This window comes from Chryseobacterium pyrolae (assembly GCF_025153485.1).
GTDB lineage: Bacteria > Bacteroidota > Bacteroidia > Flavobacteriales > Weeksellaceae > Chryseobacterium > Chryseobacterium antibioticum.
On record NZ_JANZQH010000011.1, the window covers coordinates 94805 to 116483 of the forward strand.

The 21679-nt window shown below is 35.8% G+C and carries 24 protein-coding genes; all 24 read right to left on the reverse strand.

What is annotated here, in order from left to right; translation table 11 throughout:
- Nucleotides 1–3: 3 nt before the first annotated feature.
- Nucleotides 4–1182 carry an acetyl-CoA C-acyltransferase gene (locus NZD88_RS19110; protein WP_259831236.1) on the reverse strand — a complete coding sequence of 393 codons (1179 nt, stop codon included), beginning with the start codon at nt 1180–1182 and terminating at the stop codon, nt 4–6.
- 60 nt (nt 1183–1242) lie between these two features.
- Nucleotides 1243–1656, reverse strand: a complete 414-nt coding sequence (locus NZD88_RS19115; RefSeq protein ID WP_259831237.1) for a carbohydrate kinase family protein — start codon at nt 1654–1656, stop codon at nt 1243–1245.
- Nucleotides 1653–2057, reverse strand: coding sequence for a hypothetical protein (locus NZD88_RS19120; protein ID WP_259831238.1), 405 nt, complete (start codon nt 2055–2057; stop codon nt 1653–1655). The genes NZD88_RS19115 and NZD88_RS19120 overlap by 4 nt, the downstream gene beginning before the upstream one ends.
- 149 nt (nt 2058–2206) lie before the next feature.
- Nucleotides 2207–3304 (reverse strand): MICOS complex subunit MIC60, encoded by a 1098-nt coding sequence (locus NZD88_RS19125; RefSeq protein ID WP_259831239.1) that lies wholly within the window; start codon nt 3302–3304, stop codon nt 2207–2209.
- 83 nt (nt 3305–3387) lie between these two features.
- Nucleotides 3388–4107 (reverse strand): hypothetical protein, encoded by a 720-nt coding sequence (locus NZD88_RS19130; protein ID WP_259831240.1) that lies wholly within the window; start codon nt 4105–4107, stop codon nt 3388–3390.
- Entirely contained in the window at nt 4073–4627 is a 555-nt protein-coding gene (locus tag NZD88_RS19135; RefSeq protein ID WP_259831241.1) for an RNA polymerase sigma factor, read from the reverse strand. Before NZD88_RS19135 ends, NZD88_RS19130 begins: the two co-directional genes overlap by 35 nt.
- Before the next feature lie 115 nt (nt 4628–4742).
- Complete coding sequence (locus NZD88_RS19140) at nt 4743–6125, reverse strand: nucleoside permease (protein ID WP_169234739.1); 1383 nt, start codon at nt 6123–6125, stop codon at nt 4743–4745.
- Nucleotides 6126–6147: 22 nt separating this feature from the next.
- Complete coding sequence (locus NZD88_RS19145) at nt 6148–6747, reverse strand: bifunctional nuclease family protein (RefSeq protein ID WP_169234738.1); 600 nt, start codon at nt 6745–6747, stop codon at nt 6148–6150.
- Nucleotides 6748–6916: 169 nt separating this feature from the next.
- The gene (locus NZD88_RS19150) at nt 6917–7864 is read right to left on the reverse strand and encodes an electron transfer flavoprotein subunit alpha/FixB family protein (protein WP_259831242.1); all 948 of its coding nucleotides are present in this window, start codon (nt 7862–7864) and stop codon (nt 6917–6919) included.
- Nucleotides 7865–7906: 42 nt separating this feature from the next.
- On the reverse strand, nt 7907–8653 hold the full coding sequence (locus tag NZD88_RS19155; protein ID WP_169234736.1) for an electron transfer flavoprotein subunit beta/FixA family protein: 747 nt from the start codon (nt 8651–8653) through the stop codon (nt 7907–7909).
- Nucleotides 8654–8807: 154 nt separating this feature from the next.
- Nucleotides 8808–9512 (reverse strand): SDR family oxidoreductase, encoded by a 705-nt coding sequence (locus tag NZD88_RS19160; RefSeq protein ID WP_259831243.1) that lies wholly within the window; start codon nt 9510–9512, stop codon nt 8808–8810.
- Nucleotides 9513–9736: 224 nt separating this feature from the next.
- Nucleotides 9737–10642, reverse strand: coding sequence for a T9SS type A sorting domain-containing protein (locus tag NZD88_RS19165; protein WP_259831246.1), 906 nt, complete (start codon nt 10640–10642; stop codon nt 9737–9739).
- 283 nt (nt 10643–10925) lie between these two features.
- Nucleotides 10926–11843, reverse strand: coding sequence for a T9SS type A sorting domain-containing protein (locus NZD88_RS19170; protein ID WP_259831247.1), 918 nt, complete (start codon nt 11841–11843; stop codon nt 10926–10928).
- 138 nt (nt 11844–11981) lie between these two features.
- On the reverse strand, nt 11982–13361 hold the full coding sequence (locus tag NZD88_RS19175; RefSeq protein WP_259831248.1) for a dipeptidase: 1380 nt from the start codon (nt 13359–13361) through the stop codon (nt 11982–11984).
- A gap of 77 nt (nt 13362–13438) precedes the next feature.
- Nucleotides 13439–14101, reverse strand: coding sequence for an OmpA family protein (locus NZD88_RS19180; RefSeq protein ID WP_259831249.1), 663 nt, complete (start codon nt 14099–14101; stop codon nt 13439–13441).
- A gap of 55 nt (nt 14102–14156) precedes the next feature.
- Nucleotides 14157–15323 carry a class I SAM-dependent methyltransferase gene (locus NZD88_RS19185; protein WP_259831250.1) on the reverse strand — a complete coding sequence of 389 codons (1167 nt, stop codon included), beginning with the start codon at nt 15321–15323 and terminating at the stop codon, nt 14157–14159.
- Nucleotides 15324–15370: 47 nt separating this feature from the next.
- A complete protein-coding gene (locus NZD88_RS19190) occupies nt 15371–15727 on the reverse strand; it encodes a GxxExxY protein (protein ID WP_341483030.1) in 357 nt (118 codons plus the stop codon).
- 101 nt (nt 15728–15828) lie between these two features.
- On the reverse strand, nt 15829–16269 hold the full coding sequence (locus NZD88_RS19195; protein ID WP_259831251.1) for a DinB family protein: 441 nt from the start codon (nt 16267–16269) through the stop codon (nt 15829–15831).
- Nucleotides 16269–17432, reverse strand: a complete 1164-nt coding sequence (locus NZD88_RS19200; protein ID WP_259831252.1) for a methylmalonyl-CoA mutase family protein — start codon at nt 17430–17432, stop codon at nt 16269–16271. Before NZD88_RS19200 ends, NZD88_RS19195 begins: the two co-directional genes overlap by 1 nt.
- A 195-nt stretch (nt 17433–17627) precedes the next feature.
- Nucleotides 17628–17984 carry an FtsB family cell division protein gene (locus tag NZD88_RS19205; protein ID WP_259831253.1) on the reverse strand — a complete coding sequence of 119 codons (357 nt, stop codon included), beginning with the start codon at nt 17982–17984 and terminating at the stop codon, nt 17628–17630.
- A 1-nt stretch (nt 17985) separates the two neighbouring features.
- The gene (gene udk, locus NZD88_RS19210) at nt 17986–18600 is read right to left on the reverse strand and encodes a uridine kinase (RefSeq protein ID WP_034745149.1); all 615 of its coding nucleotides are present in this window, start codon (nt 18598–18600) and stop codon (nt 17986–17988) included.
- Between the two features lie 137 nt (nt 18601–18737).
- Complete coding sequence (locus NZD88_RS19215; RefSeq protein WP_169234728.1) at nt 18738–19043, reverse strand: ATP-dependent Clp protease adaptor ClpS; 306 nt, start codon at nt 19041–19043, stop codon at nt 18738–18740.
- Nucleotides 19044–19053: 10 nt separating this feature from the next.
- On the reverse strand, nt 19054–20412 hold the full coding sequence (locus NZD88_RS19220; protein ID WP_259831254.1) for a hemolysin family protein: 1359 nt from the start codon (nt 20410–20412) through the stop codon (nt 19054–19056).
- Between the two features lie 352 nt (nt 20413–20764).
- On the reverse strand, nt 20765–21631 hold the full coding sequence (gene atpG / locus NZD88_RS19225) for an ATP synthase F1 subunit gamma (RefSeq protein ID WP_259831255.1): 867 nt from the start codon (nt 21629–21631) through the stop codon (nt 20765–20767).
- Nucleotides 21632–21679 lie beyond the last annotated feature (48 nt).

Genomic DNA, 21679 nt, shown 5'->3' on the forward strand with positions numbered 1-21679 from the left:
TTATTACATATTTTCAATCACGATAGCAGAAGCTCCTCCACCGCCGTTACAAATAGCTGCAGCACCGTATTTTGCATTATTTTGCTTCAATACATTGATCAGCGTAACGATGATTCTTGATCCTGAACTTCCCAGTGGATGTCCAATAGCTACTGCTCCTCCGTTCACGTTTACTTTGGATGCATCTAATCCTAAAATCTTGTTATTGGCAAGACCTACTACAGAGAATGCTTCATTAAATTCAAAGAAATCAATATCTGAAATCTCTAAACCTGCTTTTTTAAGAGCGATCGGTAAAGCTTTGGCAGGGGCAGTTGTGAAGTTTTCAGGCTCCTGAGCTGCATCAGCATAAGAAACGATTTTAGCTAAAGGCTTAAGTCCTAATTCTTCCATTTTTTCTTTAGATACAAGAATCAAAGCAGAAGCTCCATCATTTAATGTAGATGCATTCGCTGCCGTTACCGTTCCGTTCTCTTTTTTGAACACAGTAGGAAGTGTAGGAAGTCTGTCAAAATTCACAGCCTTATACTCTTCATCTTCTGAAAAAACAATTGGATCCCCTTTTCTCTGAGGAATTTCAACAGAAACTACTTCTTCTGCGAATTTACCTTCGCTCCATGCTTTTGCCGATCTTTTGTAAGATTCTATGGCAAAATTATCCTGATCTTCTCTTGAAATACTATAATCTACAGCACATTTCTCAGCACATACTCCCATATGAACTTTACCGTAAACGTCTGTAAGGCCATCCAGTACCATTCCATCCTGCATTTTGATGTCACCCAATTTAGTGGCAACTCTTGCATTATAATAATGTGGAACCAATGACATGTTTTCCATACCTCCGGCAACGATTACTTCAGCATCACCCGCTTTAATAGCCTGTGCAGCCATAGTTACGGCTTTCATACCTGAAGCACATACTTTATTTACGGTAGTAGAAGGAGTCTCAATAGACAAACCTGCTCCCAAAGCTACCTGACGAGCCGGTGCCTGACCTTCTCCTGCCTGCAGCACATTTCCCATATAGATCTCCTGAACATTTTTAGGATCAAGATTAATTTTATCTAATGCTCCTTTTACAGCAGCAGATCCTAACTTTGTAGCAGGAACCGTTGAAAGGCTTCCCATAAAACTCCCGATAGGTGTTCTTACTGCAGAAACGATGAATACTTCTTTCATGTGTATTATATTTTACTTTATTTTAACGAAATACAGCCTTAAAGGCTTTATTACCCTATTTTATTTTTTTTCTTTTACGTAAATGATCTCGAATTGGCTGTTTTCAATTTTGGTATGTACCTTCAGGGCATTATCCTGAGTTTCTACAATTTTATTGCTGAATACGTCTCCTATACGGATACGACCATCTTTGGTTGTCATATCCAGTACGATCGCTTTATAATTACAGTCGTCTACAAAAACCAACGTGGATTTTATAAAATCTTTACCATTATTTAAATATTCGGTCTGAATATTATCTTTAATGGTCATATACCATATTCCTTCCGGATAGTTGGCACGCAAAAACTTCCCTGTTCTTATGTTTTTGCATTTTGCCGGTTGATCAGGCTTTTCAAATTCTGTATTTTGAGATTTAGCCTGTGAAAATGCAAGCATCAATAAAGTTGCTGATATTATTTTTAAATGCTTCATATCTGTGTCCGTTGATTTATTTTTTTGCGGCCTACAGCAAAAACCATAAGGAAAGCACCTAAAAACTCTAGAACCCAGCCCCATTTCAATTTTACAACTCCTGCAAAGGCTTCTCTCCATGATTTAAACGGCAGAAAACTGAAATACTCCAATGATTGCATTTTGACTGCCACTAATGTGAATGCAAACAAAAGAATCAAAAGTATTCCAAAAAATCTTACCACTCTAGCACTGTTATTCACGATTCCAAAAACAGCACATGCGGCAAATATCCAGCATGCAATAGCCAGATAATGATCTAGTTTCCAGTAGTTCCAGTTTCCGATAACAGGAACATGAACAAGAGGTAGAAAACTACCTATTACTACTAATACCAATCCTGATAACTGAATATTTTTCATATTTATTAAAGTGCCAAAATACAAAAAAAAACACACTTTTAAATAGTGTGTTTTAAAAACGGATGATTCACATACAAACATTCGTTAGCCTCAAAATAAAGTTTATAATTTTAAATATTCTACAATAAAAAGCCTATTATGTTGTAAAATTAAAAAACAATATTCACGAATTCAACACCAATTTGAACTCCGTATTTATTCTTCAGCAGAGCACTATCATTGAATATTGGTGTAAAATCTTTCTGAACAAATACTTTAAAGCTTCCATAACTGATTCCGAATTTTCCACCGACGATAAAATCGTTCACACCATCCATTATCCTTTCTCTTTCTACGATTCTTTTTGAATTTTCGTTTGAGTATTTTATATAGTTTACACTTCCTACTTTCACACCGCCGTAAACTCCCATCACCAGACTCAGCTGTCTTTTTTTGTTATCAAGATATTGGACTCCTTCATATTCTATGTATTTTGGATTCAAAACAAATCTTAAATCTACAGGAATATATAAGTAGGTATTGTTGAACTGGGTTTTCTTTAAATTGCCTCTGTCAAAATCATCTACAAATAAAGTATGATCTTCCTGCTTAAAGACATTTCCGTATTTGGGAACATACTGATCGAATCTAACTCCCAAGCCAACACGGTAAAATACAGGACTTTTAAAGCCACCGATCTGACCTTCATATCTTAATGCCATCTGTGAAGAATTGATGATTGTATTTCTGGTATCGGAATTTTTATCATAAAAGTTAAAAGGCTCATTTTTAGCGGTCAGCCCCGTTCCCATGACACTGGCAGAAAGTTCTATGGTCTGTAAAGAATGTTTTGGGCTTTTCTTCCTATTCTGTCCCAATTTCATGTTCAAACCATTCAATCCCAACCACATTTCGTTTCTTTTACCATTCATACTGTCGCGATCCATAAAAACAGCATTTTTAACCATTTCTTTGGTAGCAGACTGCAGTTCGCTTTCCTGAGCGTCTACTTTTTCATTAATAGTCTGCTGGTATTTCATAGCAATATCAGAGCGCTGTTTCTGTTTTTCTTCCGCTGTGATTTTCTTTTCTTTAAAATCTTTGTCAATGATATCCAGCTCTGCATTCATTTTGGATTTCTCGGAAACGACAATACTGTCAATTTTCTTTGAATAGAGTTTAATCTTTGGATTCATATCCGGAGTTTGCTGAGCAGTGCTGTACGTAAAAGCCATGACAGCAGCCATAAGGATTAATTTCGTTTTCATATTTTTTTTATTAATTTTTAGACAATACTTTTACTCTGTCCTCATCTCAGGACAGTATGTTGATGTTATAAAAAAGTTCAGATTTATTTAGATTCCAGATAAACCGTTACTCCCAAAACGGTTACATTACCTACATTGGGAACCACTTTATCAAATTTGAAAGCTCCTAATTTCCGTTCATCCTTATTAGATTTTTCCCTGGCTTTATCAAACTCTCTGCCCAAAAGAAGTTCATCAGGATTGATATAGTTTAATTTTGACTTTTTAACTTCTGCTATGACAGGAGAAGTGGGTATACTTACAGTCTCTGTTTTCACTTGATTAGTGGTCGTATTTTCAGGTTGTTTAAAGATATTTAGCTGTTCTTTATGCTCTGTAACCTCAATAACGGATATTTCTTTCTCTTTTTGGGGAATCAGAACTTTACCAGAGCTGATTTTTTCGTGATTTTCACTTAGTATTTTCTCTTTATTTTCCTTAATGGGCTGATCATTGGAAATAACGGATTGATTTTGAAGATCAGCATTGATTGGATTTACTGTTTTTTCAAGAGTTTTTTTAACAATATAATCTGTTTGCTTATAGTCAAATTTCGTTTTATAATTGAAAAAATAAATGACAGTTCCAACGGAAATGAACAGCAATACCACAGCAGCATATTTCCACCACTGAAAAGAGGGTTTTAAGCTCGTTTCAGGCGTCTCACCCAGCTTCCGATCCAGCCTGCTCCAAAGATCATCAGAAGGCTTGATTTCGAGCCTTTCGTAGTCAGACTTTAACTGTTTCAGTATCTCTTTTTTCATTTTCTTCTGTTTTTAAAAATTCTGTCAGCCATTTTTTGGCTTTACTCAACTGGCTTTTGCTTGTTCCTTCTGAAATGTTAAGCATTTCCGCGATTTCCTGATGCTTTTTCTCTTCAAAGACATATAAGTTGAAAATCAGCCTATATCCTGTTGGCATTTGTGAAAATATCTCCTCAATATTAAGTGCCTCCAGCCGTTCATCTATATCTTCATCAGAATAATCATCTGCAATTTCTATATCAGCATAAAGAATATTCCTGTTCTTCCTGACGAAGCTTATGGAATCATTGACAACAATTTTCCTCAGCCAGAAAGGAAAGCTTTTCCAGTCTCTGCATTCATCTAGTTTGGTAAAGCATTTCATAAATGCACCCATCAGAATATCTTCTGCATCATGAAGGTTATTCGTATAAGAATTTGATATGGCCAGCATTTTAGCTGAAAACATCTCGTAAAGAGCTTTCTGAGCCTTCCGGTCCTGCTTCTTAGCCAGTAAAAAATTCTTTTCGAGGTTCTCCATGTATCAGTTTCTATCTATAAGACGGAATTTATTGTAAAAGGTTGCCCGAAAATAAAAAAAATTGCACCTTTTTTCAAAAGTGCAATGTAATATTTTAAAAATCAACTCAGTAGAGTTAGTGTTTTACTGAAGAAACATCTTCCGGATTATGCTTATGCCTGAATAGAATGGCAAAGAACACCGCAAGAATCAATGCATAAATGGCAAATGAAAGCCATATATTCTGCCAGTCTTTTACCATCACTACAGATGAAAGTGTTCCATCAGCATTCACCGCTGAATTGAAACTGTCTTTAAGGATCTGTAGGAAAGTAGGATTGTCCGGAGTTGTATCCAGGTAAGTGGACAGATCTGAGACATTCGTAAATTTGTGAGTAAAAAATTTATCGATGGCCCAGCCTGCAATATAGCTTCCAAAAAGAGCTCCAAAACCGTTGGTCATCATCATAAATAATCCCTGAGCAGATGAACGTATTTTTTTATCGGTCGTCGTTTCTACGAAAAGAGAACCTGAAATATTGAAGAAGTCAAATGCCATTCCATATACGATGCAAGAAAAGATAATCAGCGAAAGTCCAAATCCATCCGGAACACCATACGCAAAGAACCCAAATCTCAGCACCCAAGCGAGCATTGACATTAGCATTACTTTTTTAATTCCAAATTTTCTCAGAAAGAAAGGAATCGCCAAAATAAACAAGGTTTCTGAAACCTGAGAAATAGACATAATAATGGTAGATCTCTGTACAACAAATGAATCTGCATATTTAGGGAAATGTGAGAATTCACTTAAGAATACATCTCCATAAGCATTGGTAAGCTGAAGTGCTGCCCCTAAAAGCATTGAAAATAAGAAGAACAGGGCCATTTTATAGCTCCCGAAAAGCTTAAATGCATTCAGACCTAATTGTTCAGATAATGGTGCACTTTTATCAATCAATTTCTGTGGCGGACATTTTGGTAAAGTCAGCGCATAGATTCCTAATAAGATAGCAATAGCTCCACCGATGTAGAACTGCCCTTCTGTCGCTTTATTTCCTGTAAGATTGGTAATCCACATAGCCACAATAAATCCAATGGTTCCCCATACACGGATCGGTGGAAAATCTTTCACCACATCCAGATTACTGTTTTTCAGGATTGTATAAGAGATTGAATTCGCAAGAGCAATGGTTGGCATGTAAAAACACATAGCCAAAAGCATTAACGAGAAGAAAGAGTTAGGATCAGCGGAATGAGGCAATATAAAAAGCACAACACCGTAGAGGATGTGCAGTACCGAAAAGATGCGCTCAGCATTGATCCAGCGATCGGCAATAATTCCAGTAATGGTCGGCATAAAAATAGAAGCTATTCCCATTGTTCCGAAAACGGCTCCAAACTGGGTTCCGTCCCAGTGTTTTGTACCGAACCAAAAATTAGCCATCGTAATCAGCCATGCTCCCCAAACGAAAAACTGGAGAAAACTGAGAATGGTCAGTCGTAATTTTAAATTCATAGTTTAGTATAAAGTATCTCTTTTAATCAATTTTCTTTTTCCTCCTTTTAATTTCTTCCTGAATTTCCAGAGCAGTATCAAAATCTTCTTCCTTTACGGCTTCATCAAGTAATTTCTGAAGTTCTTCCATCGATACCGCTTTCAGATTATCTTCAGACTGTGCGGTTTCAGAGAATGGCTGCTCTTCTTTTGAAACATCTTCGAGTTCCAGAAGAATTCCGGCTTCATTCAGGACCTGCTGTGTAGTGAAAATGGGTGCATCAAACCTTACGGCCATAGCAACGGCATCAGAAGTTCTTGCATCCAGGATCAGTTCTTCATCGTTAGCCTTATTTTTGAAATTAATATTGGAAAAAAATACGCCGTCTACGATCTGATAAATGATCACTGAAACCAATTCATAATTGGCTGAAACTATAAATTTTGTGAATAAATCATGGGTAAGCGGACGAGGTGGATGGATGTCTTTTTCCAGCCCTAATGAAATGGACTGAGCCTCGAAATTTCCTATGACAACAGGTAATTTTATATGTGTTTCTTCATGTTCCAGTAACAAAGCGTACGCCCCAGATTGGGTCTGACTGTACGATATTCCGCGAATAATTAGCTGCTTATAATCCATAGCTACAAATATAGATTAATTTTTTATTGTGATTTAAGTTTTACGCAAAAATAAAAGCCCGGAAAAGCCCGAACTTTTATTTTTTATGTGAATTGTAAATCGTGAATTACTTCGTGCCAATTTTAAAATTTATTATTGACTTGCAAAGCAAAATTCACTATTGACTTTTCTATCCTTTAATTGCTTTAATTTTCTCTGTTAATGCAGGAATAATCTGGAATGCATCTCCCACTACTCCATAATCAGCAGACTTGAAGAATGGTGCTTCAGCGTCGTTGTTGATTACTACAATAGTTTTAGAAGAGTTTACTCCAGCCAAATGCTGAATAGCTCCGGAAATACCTATTGCGATATAAAGGTTAGGTGAAATCGCTTTACCTGTTTGCCCTACGTGCTCTGTGTGAGGTCTCCAACCGATATCAGAAACAGGCTTAGAACAAGCTGTAGCAGCCCCAAGAACATTAGCCAGATCTTCAACCATTCCCCAGTTTTCAGGACCTTTCATTCCTCTTCCTGCAGAAACTACTACTTCTGCTTCTTTAAGGTCTAATTTACCTGAACTCTGTTCGTGGGAGATCACTTTAGTATCTTCATTAGCTACGGAAAGATTTTTAACTTCCTCAGAACCTGATACTGCATTTTCTTTTACGCCAAAAGCATTCTGTGAAACCGTGATGATTACACCGCTTCCTTCAGCTTTTGCATGCATAAATCCTTTTCCTGAGAATGCTCTTCTTTTCACCTGGAATGGAGAAAGGCTTTCAGGGGCTTCCAAAACATTGGTAATTAAAGAATAATTCTTCATTACCGCAAGCATTGGAGCTACAGAAGAAGCATCTGTAGTGTGAGGGAAAACGATCGTGTTTCCTTCTGCCACTTCACTCACAGCCTGCGCAAATGCTTTTGCTGAAAAGTTCTTAAGACCTTCGTCTTTAATATTAATAACGTTTGATGCTCCATATTTGTACAATAAATCTGAAGAATCTGTAGGGTTTACAGAGATTGCCGTAACAGTATCTCCTGCCTGGTCTGCAACTACCTTAGCATAAGAAACCGCTTCGAAAGCTGCTTTTTTGTAAACTCCGTTTATATTTTCTGCGTATACGAATACTGCCATTTTTTTAAAATTTAAAGATTAAAAAATTTAAGGAATAAAAGATTAGATAACTTTAGCTTCTTCGTGAAGTAATCTTACCAACTCATCCAAGTTATCAGGAGAAACCATTTTCACAGCAGCTCTTGGCGGAACGCTGTCATAAGATACTCCCTGAACTTTTACTTCAGAAGAAACTGGCTCTACCACTTGTAAAGGCTTTGTTCTTGCAGACATAATTCCTCTCATATTCGGGATGATAAGATCTTTCTCGTCTACCAATCCTTTTTGTCCTGCAATCACGGCAGGTAATTTTACTGATATCGTTTCTTTTCCGCCTTCAATTTCTCTTACAGCAGTAGCTTCGCTTCCGTTTACGTCTAATCCTACAGATGCATTCACGAAAGGCTGGTTCAATAACTGAGCTACCATTCCCGGAACAGATCCGCCGTTGTAATCGATAGATTCTTTTCCGCAAAGAATAAGGTCATATCCTCCGTTTTGAGCTACGGCAGCAATTTCTTTTGCTGTAGAATAACTGTCTTTAGGATCCAGGTTTACTCTTACCGCATCATTGGCACCAATAGCTAATGCTTTTCTGATTACCGGTTCTGTAGCAGCATCTCCTACGTTGATTACTGTTACAGTTGCACCCTGAGATTCCTGAAGTTTAACCGCTTTTGTCAATGCAAATTCATCTAAGGGATTGATTACCCACTGAATTCCATTTTTGTCGAAAGCAGATTTATCTGCCGTAAAGTTAATCTTGGAAGTAGTATCTGGAACACTACTGATACAAACTAATATTTTCATGTGTACTATTTTATTTTTTCCCATTGATGCATAAAAAACCTTACTGTTTTATGCTGAGATTTTGTTATATTTTACTTTTGCTAATATAATTAAAAAATATATTATGCATGCATAATACTTATTTTTTTGCTATTCGATACATTAAATGCTTTTACTAGGCTGGTTTTGTTGCCCTAAACTCTATCTTGCTGGGCAATACGCGTGGATTCATTTTTAAAATATCAAGTACCAGATTCCCCATATCTTCAGGCTGAATCTTCCAGTTATCTTTTTCTGAAGGAACGTTTCCGTTAAAATTTGTAGCTACAGATCCCGGCATAATGACCGTAGATTTGATATTGTATTTTCGGAGGTCAATCATCGCTGCCTGAGTGAATCCAACTACTCCAAATTTTGAGGCATTGTAGCCTGTTCCGTTTTCAAAGAAATTGGCACCTGCCAGACTTGAAACTGTTATATAATAGCCTTCTGTCTTTTTCAGTTCTTCTACAGAGGCTTTTAATGTATAAAAAGCGCCTGTCAGATTAGTCTCTATCATATCATTCCATTCTTCGGCCGTCAGCTCGTCTACAGGTTTAAATATTCCGAGCCCGGCATTGGCAATGATAAAATCCAGTCTTCCGAATTTTGAAACGGTACATTTCACCGCTTCTTCTTCACTTTCAAGACTTCTTACATCCGAAACAACCCCAAGAACATTCTCTGAATATTGTTTAAGCTCTTCTTCAGCTTTCTCCACATCGTCTCTTTTACGGCCTGAAAATGCTACTGAAATACCATTCTGTAATAATATTTTCGCTATTCCGAAACCTATTCCTTTGGTTCCTCCAGTTATATAGGCTACTTTTTGATCTGACATATTGTTTCATTTTAATGCTCTAAAATAACAAAAACGCTCCAATTGGAGCGTTTTATATGTACTAAGATTTATCAGTAGTTTATTTTAATGAATTTAGTGAAATCAACCACCCAATTTGGTTAGTTTATTTAGCAAAACAAATAAAACCATTTATAATTTATCCCACTTTAAAAATGAAAAACGCTCCAAATTGGAGCGTTATAGTAATTAAGAGTTATTCTATCTTATTTTTTTACAATTCTTTCCGTTACTTTCCCGTTTGGAGTCTCAATATTCAGGATATAAACTCCGGATGACAAGTTACTTAAATCAACTTTATTCCCCACAACAGGCGCAGCTAATTTTTTGCCTCCAAAATCATATACTTCTATTGAGTTTATTTTATCCTTAGATTCAACTACAACATAGTCAGAAGTTGGATTTGGATATACTTTATAATTTAATTTCTGAGTCACTTCAGATGTCCCCAATACACCGCTCACTACCTGAATTCCATCAAAATAAGCTGAACTGTTATAATTGTCATTGGTAATCGCTATATTTCCAACCATAGTACCTCCTGCAACTACTCCAGTATAGATCAATGTTCCGTTTTGATAATATTTTGCCTGATTATTCGTAAAATCTAATTGTATTTTATATGTATTCCATGCACTTCTGGTAAAATTTGCCCCTGTGTCAATGTAAGCAAGCTGAAGAGTTAATGGATCCATATCAATTACTTGAATATTATTCTGGAAATCAAATCTCATCCTTGCATTGATTGTACTTTGAGCAGGTGACTGCGGGGAAAAAAAGAAATCACATTCATCCCCTGCCGGAGTGGATGGTGTAAAATAGGCATTAAAATATATGGTTACAATGGGTCCATTTACAGTTACAGTAGGGCTAATGGCACCTGCTGAGGCATGATTTGTTCCATTATTACCTGTAATCTTTAATGACTGTGTTCCAGGCTTAGCCTGCTCTGTTGAAACCACTGCAATATGTGCTGCTGTGGTACCACCCCAGCCTCCCTGGCCAGATATATTACCCGCATTAAACCCTTGGGCTGTCTCAAAACTATAGTTCATTTGTGCATTACCTATTAAAAAGCTGAATAATGCAGCAGATAGTAAAAGTTTCTTCATGATATTTTTTTTATTAATTAGTCTAGTAAATATAGAACTTATATTCTAATTCTAAAAAATATCAACCAAAAATATCCAAACAAATAAACATTTTAACATAAACATAACAATCCCCTATTTTAACCCATTTTGATTAAAATACAATATATAAATCATTTCTCTAAAAAAATAGAGTATAAACAATATTTTAACTGAAAAATTAATAAAAATCAACAAAATTCACCACGAAAGAGCAATACAAATATAAAGCAATGAAAACCAAATTCATACGAAACATCTCGGCTTATTTCTTGATAAACTTCTCAGAAAAATTACCGTTCTCTGTTATTATGTTAATCTGATAGATACCACCAGGAAGATTATTGACATTTACTCTATCGTTTTCCAATCTGGATTGAACTTTCTTTCCAGCCGAATCATACATTTCAATACTCTTTATTCTACCGGAAGAACTGATCTTAATATACTCTGACGCAGGATTAGGATATATCTTAACAGTCTTTTTATCCAGACCTATATTTGATGCAGATAGCAATGCTTCACTGTAAACCTTAAGATTATCAATATAAGCGAATCCATCTGCATTATCATGCACAAAACGCAGTTGGTTCATCCCGATAGATTCTACCGCTGTTCCGGAATAGATTAAAATTCCATTCAGATAATATTTAATATCTGTTGAAGTTCCTATAACCGTAAGCCTGTACCAAAGATTGGGCAACCAGGTTCCGGAAGTAGACTCCATCACAAGGATTCCTGAAATCATTTTTAGTACTTTAACCGTTCCTGTATTATCAAAATCCAGCCTGATCACAAATTTCTCTTCAGCACTGCTTAATCCCTGAAAACTGAAAATTGATCCATTAAGCTGCGACATATTGATATCAAAAGAAACGGTAAAACCATTATAAGGAAGCAGTATGGGAAGATTATCAAACGATCCGATAATAGGAATAGATTGAGTTCCGTAGGCATTTTCTTTTACAATCTTCAGAGAATTCATCCCATCCGTTGCATTGTCTGTACAAATGGTCTGATTAAGTATATTAGGAGGTACATCCCCCGTTGGCGTACTGATCCAGGTTCCCTGTGCATGGATATCTCCTGTATAAAATCCATCTAAACTTTCAAAGGAAATCATCTGCTGAGCAAACGAAGCTGCTGGGAACAAGCAAAGTACAATAAGGTAATTTTTTTTCATAGTCTTATTTTTAGGTTGAACTAAAAATAAACACATAGATTAATTAAAAAAATACCATATGATAGCGATATTATCATTAAAAAGCATAAAGCGATCCGAATATCGAATCGCTTTATCAAATATTTTTTAAAAAATTAATTATTTAGAATAATTTTCAAAGAATAATGGAATACTTTCAATCCCTTTATAGAAATTAAAAAGCCCATAATGTTCATTAGGTGAGTGAATTGCATCTGAATCCAGCCCAAAGCCCATTAATACAGACTTAGCGCCTAACACTTTTTCAAACATAGCCGTGATAGGAATACTTCCCCCACTTCTGTATGGAAGAACCTCTTTATCAAATGCTGTTTCCATTGCCTGCTTGGCTGCTAAGAATTCTTTAGTATCACTTGGCAACACATAGGGCATACCACCGTGGTGAGGGGTTACTTTTACTTTTACGTTTTCAGGAGCGATTTTTTCGAAATATTTTGTGAATTTTTCTGTAATCTCTTCCGGAGTCTGATAAGGAACCAGACGCATTGAAATTTTAGCAGAAGCCTTCGAAGGGATTACTGTTTTAGCACCCTCTCCTGTATATCCTCCCCAAATACCATTACAATCTAAAGTAGGGCGGATAGATGTTCTTTCAAGCGTCGTATAGCTTTTTTCACCTTCTACTCCGCTCAGCCCGATTGATTTTTTGAATTCTTCAGGATTATCCTTCAACTTGTTCATATCTAATCTTTCAGCATCTGATACCACTTCTACATTGTCGTAGAATCCGTCGATGGTAATATGCCCGTCTTCATCGATCAGTTTAGCAATCATTCTGGAAAGTACGTGGATCGGGTTTGGAACTGCCCCACCGTAAAGTCCTGAATGTAGGTCTCTGTTTGGACCTTCAATTTCAACTTCTACGTAGCTCAAACCTCTTAATCCTGTCGTCACAGTAGGCTGTTCGTTGCTGTAGATATGAGTATCAGAAATAAGGATACAGTCACAAGAAAGTTTTTCTTTATTTTCATTAACAAAATCTCCCAGGCTTACCGAACCCACTTCTTCTTCTCCTTCCAGGATAAATTTAACGTTACAAGGAAGAGTATTGGTCTTCATCATCGCCTCGAAAGCTTTCACGTGCATGAAAAACTGTCCTTTATCATCTGCTGAACCTCTTGCAAAAATGGCTCCTTCAGGATGAAGCTCAGTTTTTTCAATATACGGCTCGAAAGGTGGCTTTTTCCATAATTCCAACGGATCTGCAGGCTGAACATCATAATGCCCATATACCAATACCGTAGGAAGGTTTTTATCTAAAATTTTCTCTCCAAAAACAATAGGATAACCTCTTGTTTCACATACTTCAACATGATCTGCACCTGCATTTTTAAGATGTTCTGCACATACGTCCGCACATTTCAATACATCATTTTTATAAGCCGGATCTGCAGAAATAGAAGGAATTCTGAGTAACTCAAATAATTCATCCACGAAACGCTGTTTGTTTTCGTTAATGTAATTTAATGTCTCTTGCATTTTAAAAATTTGTTTTGTTAAAAATAAAAAAAATGCCTTGCATGGGCAAGACATTCATATTTCTTTATTGTAAATTACTATTTAGTAAATCGAACAGACATTTTTCTGTCAGATGCTCTTTCTGAGTCAGAAGCTTTTGCATCTACGTGAGCAAACTGGCTTCCGTATCCTTCAGCAGAAACAATCTGTGCCGTTGCTCCCAGTTTAGAAAGTTCAGCTTTGATAAAATTAGCTCTCTCCTGAGATAATTTTAAATTTTTAGCTTCATCACCGGTTTTATCTGTATACCCTCCAATTTTGATTTTTGCATCCGGATAAGCCTTTAGAATTTTAGCTAAATTATCCAATTGTTCATGAGAACCAGCTTCCAATTGGTTAGCAGATCCTGTTTTAAAATTTACATTATCAAAATTATACCAAGTATTCTTCAACCCGTCTTCAGTAGCAGATGCATACTGTCCGGATTTCAGGTATTTGATCATACTGTCTTCCATTCCATTAGCAAAGCCTTTTAAAGCTGCACCGTTCAAATCAATAGAAACCTGAGCTTTTTTTTCAGCATGTTCAGAACCGTGACCAGCTGCTGCTTCATGACCATGACTTTCACCTCCCTGGTGATCATCAGAATATCTTTCTATTCCTTCTTCCAGTTTTAGAGTATTCTTGTTTCCACCTGCCTGGATTTTTTTACAGCTTACAGCTACAGTTGCAATGGCTAAACATATAACTAATTTTCTCATGCTTAAATTTTAGATTCCCCAAAATTAAGCAATCCTGTTTTTTTCGGCAACATTTTTAGACTGATTTTAAAATAATTTTACCTTTTTTGGATTGTGTAAAAATAAGATAGTCCTTTCCACCGTCTTTTATGGCATATTTCTTTTTGACATCTTCCGGTTTTAAAGGGTAATTCTTTGAAATGATATTGAACTGCCCTTTCTTCTTAATCTGTTTAGATTCAATAACTTCCATTTCAAAAATTCTTCCGGGGAAATCACTGATCTTTTGATCTGAAGTATAAATATGACTATTGGGATGGAGTTTTTTCAACTTGAATCTTTCTGAGATCAGATTAAAAACTCCGGCTTTTAAAATCGCATTATTGGGAATATAGATAAATTTTTCGGGCTCAGAATAGACGACGTGACTATTTTCTTCTTCCCCAAATATAAATGTAAAAGCAGATTCTTCACTTTCAAGATTGATACAGTTAACGGTAATTCCTTCTTTTTCTTCATTGGAAAGGAAAATAACAACCTCTTTGACATCGTTTTTTACGGCTATGATTTCTATCCTGAAAATACCTTGCAAAACTGAAATAAGGTACTTTAAATCGATCAAGGGAGAGAGTTTTATAACAATCTGGTTCGCGATGTGAAGCAGTTTTTCCCTGATTTGAAGTATGTCAGGCGAAAGATCTTCCAGAAGAAAGACTTTATTTTTGTTCTGATCTCTTCTTGCCGGATCTAAATAGATAATGTCGAAATGTTCTTTATTGATCTGTAAGAAATCTTCCAGATTCTGATTGACAAACTTCGCTTTTCTGCCTAAAACATTCCAGTTGTGTTCTACAATACCCAATAATTCCTGATTCTGTTCTACCAAAGTAACTTCATCAAAATTTTGAGATAAATAATAGGCATCAATTCCGAAACCGCTGGTCAGATCGATGAATTTTTTCCCTTTGAGGATCTTTGATTTATAGTCTGCCGTCTTTTCTGACGATGCCTGCTCCAAATTAAGCTGTGGCGGGAAGATAATCCCTTCTTTCAATAAGAAAGGAAACTTCTTCTGAGCAGTCTGCTTTCCTTTGATCTGCTGCACGATTTCCTGCATCGAAACGTCTGGAAATGGAGATTTTTTTAATAACTGAGCATGCAGATCTGTGTTTAGATTGGCATTGATATAGTCTTGAATTTCTTTGTTTTTTATAATATTTCCCACGGAATACACAAATACCACAGATTTAAAGCCTATTAATTAATTTATAACTCCATTTATTTTTCTAATTATACTTTTATCAAAATATAATCTGTATTAAAATTAACTAATATGCCTAATTTCAAACCTGTCAATTTTAAATACGTTAATAATTGCTTATGATGAACATTGGTAATTTCAGAAATAGATTTTATTTCTATTATTACTTTATTTTCTACAATAATATCCGCTATAAAGCTTGAATCGATTGTAATACCCTTAAATTTAATCGGAATATCAACCTGGGTTTGAATATTCAATCCATTATTTTGTAATTCATGAGCTAGTACTTTTTCATATACTTTCTCAAAAAGTCCAGGTCCAAGTTCATTATAAACAGAAAATATAGACTTCCTGATATAAAAACTAATTTCATTTTCAGTCATTTGTGTAAATTTCGCTTATAACAAATCTACAAAATCTGTGTTATCTAAAAAATCTGTGGGAGCAAAAAAGCTCTCAACCGACCTCTGTACAACAATAAAATTTATCTCTTATAAAAAATATAATCCGTTAACAAAGGTTCGATGCCGTTTTGCTTTAGAAGAGAATTGATCTGCCCTCTGTGATAGGTTGAGTGGTTTATAGCGTGGAATAGCATTTCGAAAATACTGTTTTCAAATTTTGCACCTCTTGAATTATAGTATTCCTTTCTTGTATCAAGATCCTGATTTTGAATGATATCAATGCTTTTCAGAAAATTTTGATGATTAATCCCGTCAAGAGACTCAAAAGGATTGACCTGCCAGACTTCGAATGATTTTTCGCCCAATATCCGTGAATTCCAGATCTGCTGAGCATTCAGTGTATGATTGATTAGATTGACAGTTTTTTCATCTACTTTTGTGATGTTTTCAGAAATAACTTTGATCATTTCTTTATTAAAATGATAGGTATATTCAAATAAATCAATCAGTTTTTCTTTCATTACTCAAACATTTCAGCCCAACGTACCGCCTTTATTTCTTTTTCGCTATACAGATCGTCAATTGACCTCTTAACGTCTAATTTAGGGTATAAATTAACTCCAATCAGCTTTATTTTTCCTTCTTCCACCCATTTCTGTTCTTCAACAGCCTGGTTGTAGATCTTTTTCTGAATAATTCCCTGCTTTAACAGCTCCAGGTAACCGCCTCCTTCTTCGATCTCAATGAACAATGCCCATGATTTTTCTGCAATCTGACGGGTAATGTCTTCCACATAATAGCTTCCATTCGATGCGTCTTCAAATACATTGATGATGCTTTCGTACGCCAGAACAATCTGCTGCTTAAAAGAGATCTCTTCAGAATTATCCGTACTTCTACTGACCAGATAATTAGTACTGAAAACAGCATCTGCTCCTGCGATCATGGCTGAAGCTAGCTCTAGCGTTGAACGGATAAGATTGTTTTCACTATCTGCAATCGCTTTATTTCTCGAAGAAGTTTCGGCAAAGATGTAGGGAATGTCATTTAAACCGTATTCTTTGGAAAGTTGATTAAAGACTATTTTAAAAGCTCTCAGTTTAGCCATTTCAAAGAAATAATTTCCTCCTACTGCTATTCTGAAGATCAGCTTATTTAAAATTTCAGGGCCATAGACTTCAACAAGTTCCTTTGTTTTCGCCAGGGCAATTCCCAATTGCTGGTAAATCGCTGCTCCGGCGTTCTGGTGAAGTGAAATATCAACGCAGATATTTCTTTTGAAATCTTTGGATAAAAGTTCTTTGGCCAGCTGGTCATCAATCAAGCATTCATTTTCATTAAAAACATCAATCAATGAAAAATATTGATCTTCTTCTTTTGGACTGATGTGGCCGGCAAGGTCTTTATTGTTAACAAAAATTGTTTTCTCCTCAAGGTTTTCTACGTTCTGATCTAAAAGAAATGCAAATACGTCTTCTTCCAGACTCTCATGATATCTTGCAACCAAATGGGTGCTTTCTTCAACTTTTGGCAGGTTGGCCAGCGGTTTCTGAACTTCGCTGTAAAAAGGCTGGACATCAATTCCTTCTAAATTTTCTTTCTTTAGAATGGAATAAATATCTTCTGTTTTAAGCTGTTTTTTTACTAATTTTTCCCAGTTTGGAAGGATATCTGTATTGGACATTGGCTATTTGTTTGGGTGTCAATCGTGAATTTTGCTTCGCAAGTTAATGGTGAGTTATAAAATTCACGATTGATAATTTCTGTTATAATTTTTATATGAATGGTGAATTTTGCTGCGCAAGTCAATCGTGAATTGTAAAAATTGACTCCTGACATTTCACTGCGAAGCTCATTGACTCTCCACCTTTCAAATTTCTTATTTTTGAGCCGTATTGGCACTGTCTACCACCAAAATGAAGATCTCTTCATCCGGTTTTTTCATAAAATAATTTTCACGCGCGTATTTTTCTTTTTCCGATTTATTGTTCATCAGCTTTTTATAAAAAGTATCATTTTTTTCGTATTCCTTTTTATAGTATTCCAGCTGGTCTTCATATCGGCTGATCTCGCCGTTCAGTTCATTAATAACAAGGAAAGAGGTTTTATCAAAGAAAATCATCCAGACCAGAAACATACAGATCGTAATGGTGTATTTATTCAGAACATATTTCTGAATGGTTTTGAAGGTTTCGGACTTCGGCTGAATGTCTTTAATAAGTTTGTTTTCTTCCATTTTAATGTTTTCTCAACGAATTTTTAATAACAGTGGTTAAAAAATCAATCGCTACGGAATTCTGTCTCATATTCGGAATGATCAAATCTGCTTCATTCTTCGATGGTTCTATGAATTCCTGATGCATTGGCTTCAGAGTGGTCTGATAACGGTGAAGAACTTCACTCAGGTCTCTTCCCCTTTCCTGGGTATCTCTTCTGATTCTCCTGATCAGTCTTTCGTCGGAATCAGCATGAACGAATACTTTTAAATCGAATTCCTTCAGTAATTCTTTATTCGTAAGGACCAGAATACCTTCTACTACCAATACATTTTTAGGTTCTACAGTGACGTGGTCGCCCGTTCTGGAATGTGTTACAAAGCTGTAAATGGGCTGTTCTATGGGCTCATTGTTTTTTAAAGCTTTCACATGTTTTATCATTAAATCAAAATCTATCGACTTCGGATGATCATAATTGAGCGCTTCTCTCTCGGTCAATGTCAGATTCGGGTTGTCGTGATAATAATTATCCTGAGAAAGGATATTCATTCCTTCAATATCAAGCTGTTGAAGTATTTTGTCAACAACTGTAGTTTTGCCGGATCCTGTACCTCCAGCAATTCCTATTACAAGCATTCTTTTTTGTTTCTTTATAGTTGGTACAAATATACTATTTTAGATGAATGCAAGTAAAACAATCCTGAGAGAAAAATGTGTCTTATTTTAATAAATTATGACATCAATAAAAAACTCTGCCATTGGCAGAGTTCTATTTATACTATTTCGCTTGATAATTCCCTTGAAAGCAGTTTTTCATGCATAGGCTTCAAAAGATCCAGTGAGCCTGTTTTTACTGTGCATTTGCCTTTGTAATGCACCAGCATGGTACATTGCTCTGCCTGTTCCATCGTGTGTTTGCAGATCTCAACCAGACAGTCGATCACATAATCAAATGTGTGAATGTCATCATTGTGAAGAACTAGCTTATACACTTCATCCGTATCATCCAAAACCAGTACTTCTTCTTCATACTGACGTTTTGGATCTTCGTAATCTTTTATGCTGTTATAAAAAATCATTTCTCTCTCTTTAAACTTCACCTATTTTATCAGCCAGATCGCTCAGTACGTTCGGGCCTTCATATACTAATTCTACGAGCTCTACACTCTTATTATTCATTTTCAGGATTTTGAAATGGTAGTTTTCCAGATCAAACTCATCATTTTCTTCGGGAATATCTTCCAATTCATGAAGAATGAATCCTGCCAGTGAATTGTATTCACTTTCTTCGGAAAGAGGCAGTTTTTTAGGCAAATGCTCATTAATTTCATCCAATGACTGGGTAGCCTGGACCCAATAGATATTATCGCCTATTTTATCAACCAGTTTATCTTCATCATCTTCTTCATCCTGTATTTCTCCCACCAGCTCTTCCAGAATATCCTCTAAAGTAATAATCCCCTCAGTTCCTCCAAATTCGTCAATAACGATGGCAAGGTGCTGTTTTTTTTGCTGGAATATTTTAAGGAGATCCGAAATCTTTTTGCTCCCAACCACGAAAAATGCATCACGCATCAGATCTTTAAGATCCTCATGATTAAGGTTTCCTTTTCTTTTAACATATTCCCTGATAATCTCTTTTGTATAAAAAATACCAATTACATTATCTATCGAATCCAGATACACAGGAATACGGGAATAACCGCTGTCCATGATCATATTGATAATTTCAGTGATATCTTCTTCAAAATCAATAGAGGTAATGTTCTGTCTGGGAACCATGATCTGTTTTGCAGAATGATCCGTAAAATCAAATGCATTTTTGATGATCTCGTAGTTCTCTTCTTCTATCTCACCGCTATCTGCACTCTGTTTTACCAAAAGCTGAAGCTCTTCGGTAGAGTGAATTTCCTGTTCTGAAGCCGGATGTATCTTTACTAATCTTAAAAAAGTATTAGACATCAGGTTCATCAACCAGATAAACGGTTTAAAGATGGTATAAAAAACTCTCAATGGAACTGCTGTAGCCATTGTAGTTGCTTCCGATTTTCTGATGGCAATTGACTTTGGAATAAGTTCTCCAAACACAATGTGCATCACCGTAATTAAAACAAAACTGGTAACCACTGAAATGGTGGTAATCGTCGTTTGAGCCAATTCAACATTCAAAGAATGGAAAATACTTTCAACGACATGGTGAAGCGCACTTTCACCTACCCAACCCAACGCAAGAGATGCTAATGTAATCCCAAGCTGCGTTGCAGACAGGTACTCATCAAGATGCTTGATAATATGCTCTGCCTGTTTCGCCATAGAGTTACCTTCGGCGGCTTTTAACTGGATTTGTGAGTAACGAACTTTAACAATTGAAAATTCTGCGGCTACGAAAAAGCCATTTAGTAAAACAAGAAATAAGGCTAGCAAAAGCCTGACTATGTCCGAGTCCATTTAGAAGTTGTATAATATTTTAGTTTACAAAGATAGATAAAATAAAAATAACCTGTATTGGGGTTAAGATATTTTGGGAATGTAATTTTCTAAAATGCAGGATAGAAGCAGAAAAACGGAGGCTTCCAGAGTACTCAAAAACGATTTTAAATCTTTTTTGAATAAGGAATATAGATACAGAAAGATCAGAGGTTATACAGGCCAAAGAACAACTAATGCATTATTGATTGCTGATAAAAGCATTTAAAACCCAAAAAAATAACTTCATGCTTCCACCTTTCCTCTCCCAAACTTTAATCCAAAAAAAAGCACCGACAGTGTCGATGCTTTAGTATGATATTTAAATAATTCTTTATGAATTTTTCAAAGCTTCTGCTCCTGAAACGATCTCTAAGATTTCGTTTGTAATAGCAGCCTGTCTTGCTTTGTTGTAGAAAATCACAAGGTCATTCTTAAGTTCCTGTGCGTTATCTGTAGCTTTATGCATCGCCGTCATTCTCGCGCCGTGCTCAGATGCTACTGAATCTAAAACAGCTTTGAAAACCTGAGTTTTGATCGCTTTAGGAATCAAGTTGTCCAAAATTTCATTTCTGTTCGGCTCAAAGATATAATCTGTTTCTACCTGAGTTTCTTCAACTTTTTCAGCCATAGAAATAGGAAGAAGCTGTTCAGCGGTTACTTCCTGAGTAGCAGCATTAACGAATTTATTATAGATCAAATAAACTTCGTCAAATTTACCTTCTTTGAAGCTGCTCATTACTCCTTCAGTAACGTGAGATACGGTATCAAAGTTTAAGTTATCAAAAACAGCACTTTCATTAGAATAGACCTGACGGGTTTTTCTTACAGCGTCAAAAGCTTTTTTACCAATGGTAAGAACTTCAACTTCGTACTGAGATTTATTTTTAAACTGAATATTCAGTTCTTTTACAATAGAAGAGTTAAAAGCTCCTGCAAGACCTCTGTTTGAAGTAACAGCGATGAAAAGAATTCTTTTCACTTCTCTTTTTTGAGCATAAACAGAAATCTGATCAGGATCAGAGCTAGAATTTACATTCTGGATGATTTCCTGTAGTTTTTCAGAGTAAGGTCTTAACATTACGATTGCATCCTGCGCTTTTTTAAGTTTCGCTGCGGAAACCATTTTCATAGCACGTGTGATCTGCATCGTAGATGAAATTGACGTAATTCTGCCTCGTATTTCTTTTAAGTTTGCCATTAATTTGGGTTCAAAGTTTATGGTCTAAAGTTTAAGGTTTAAAACTTG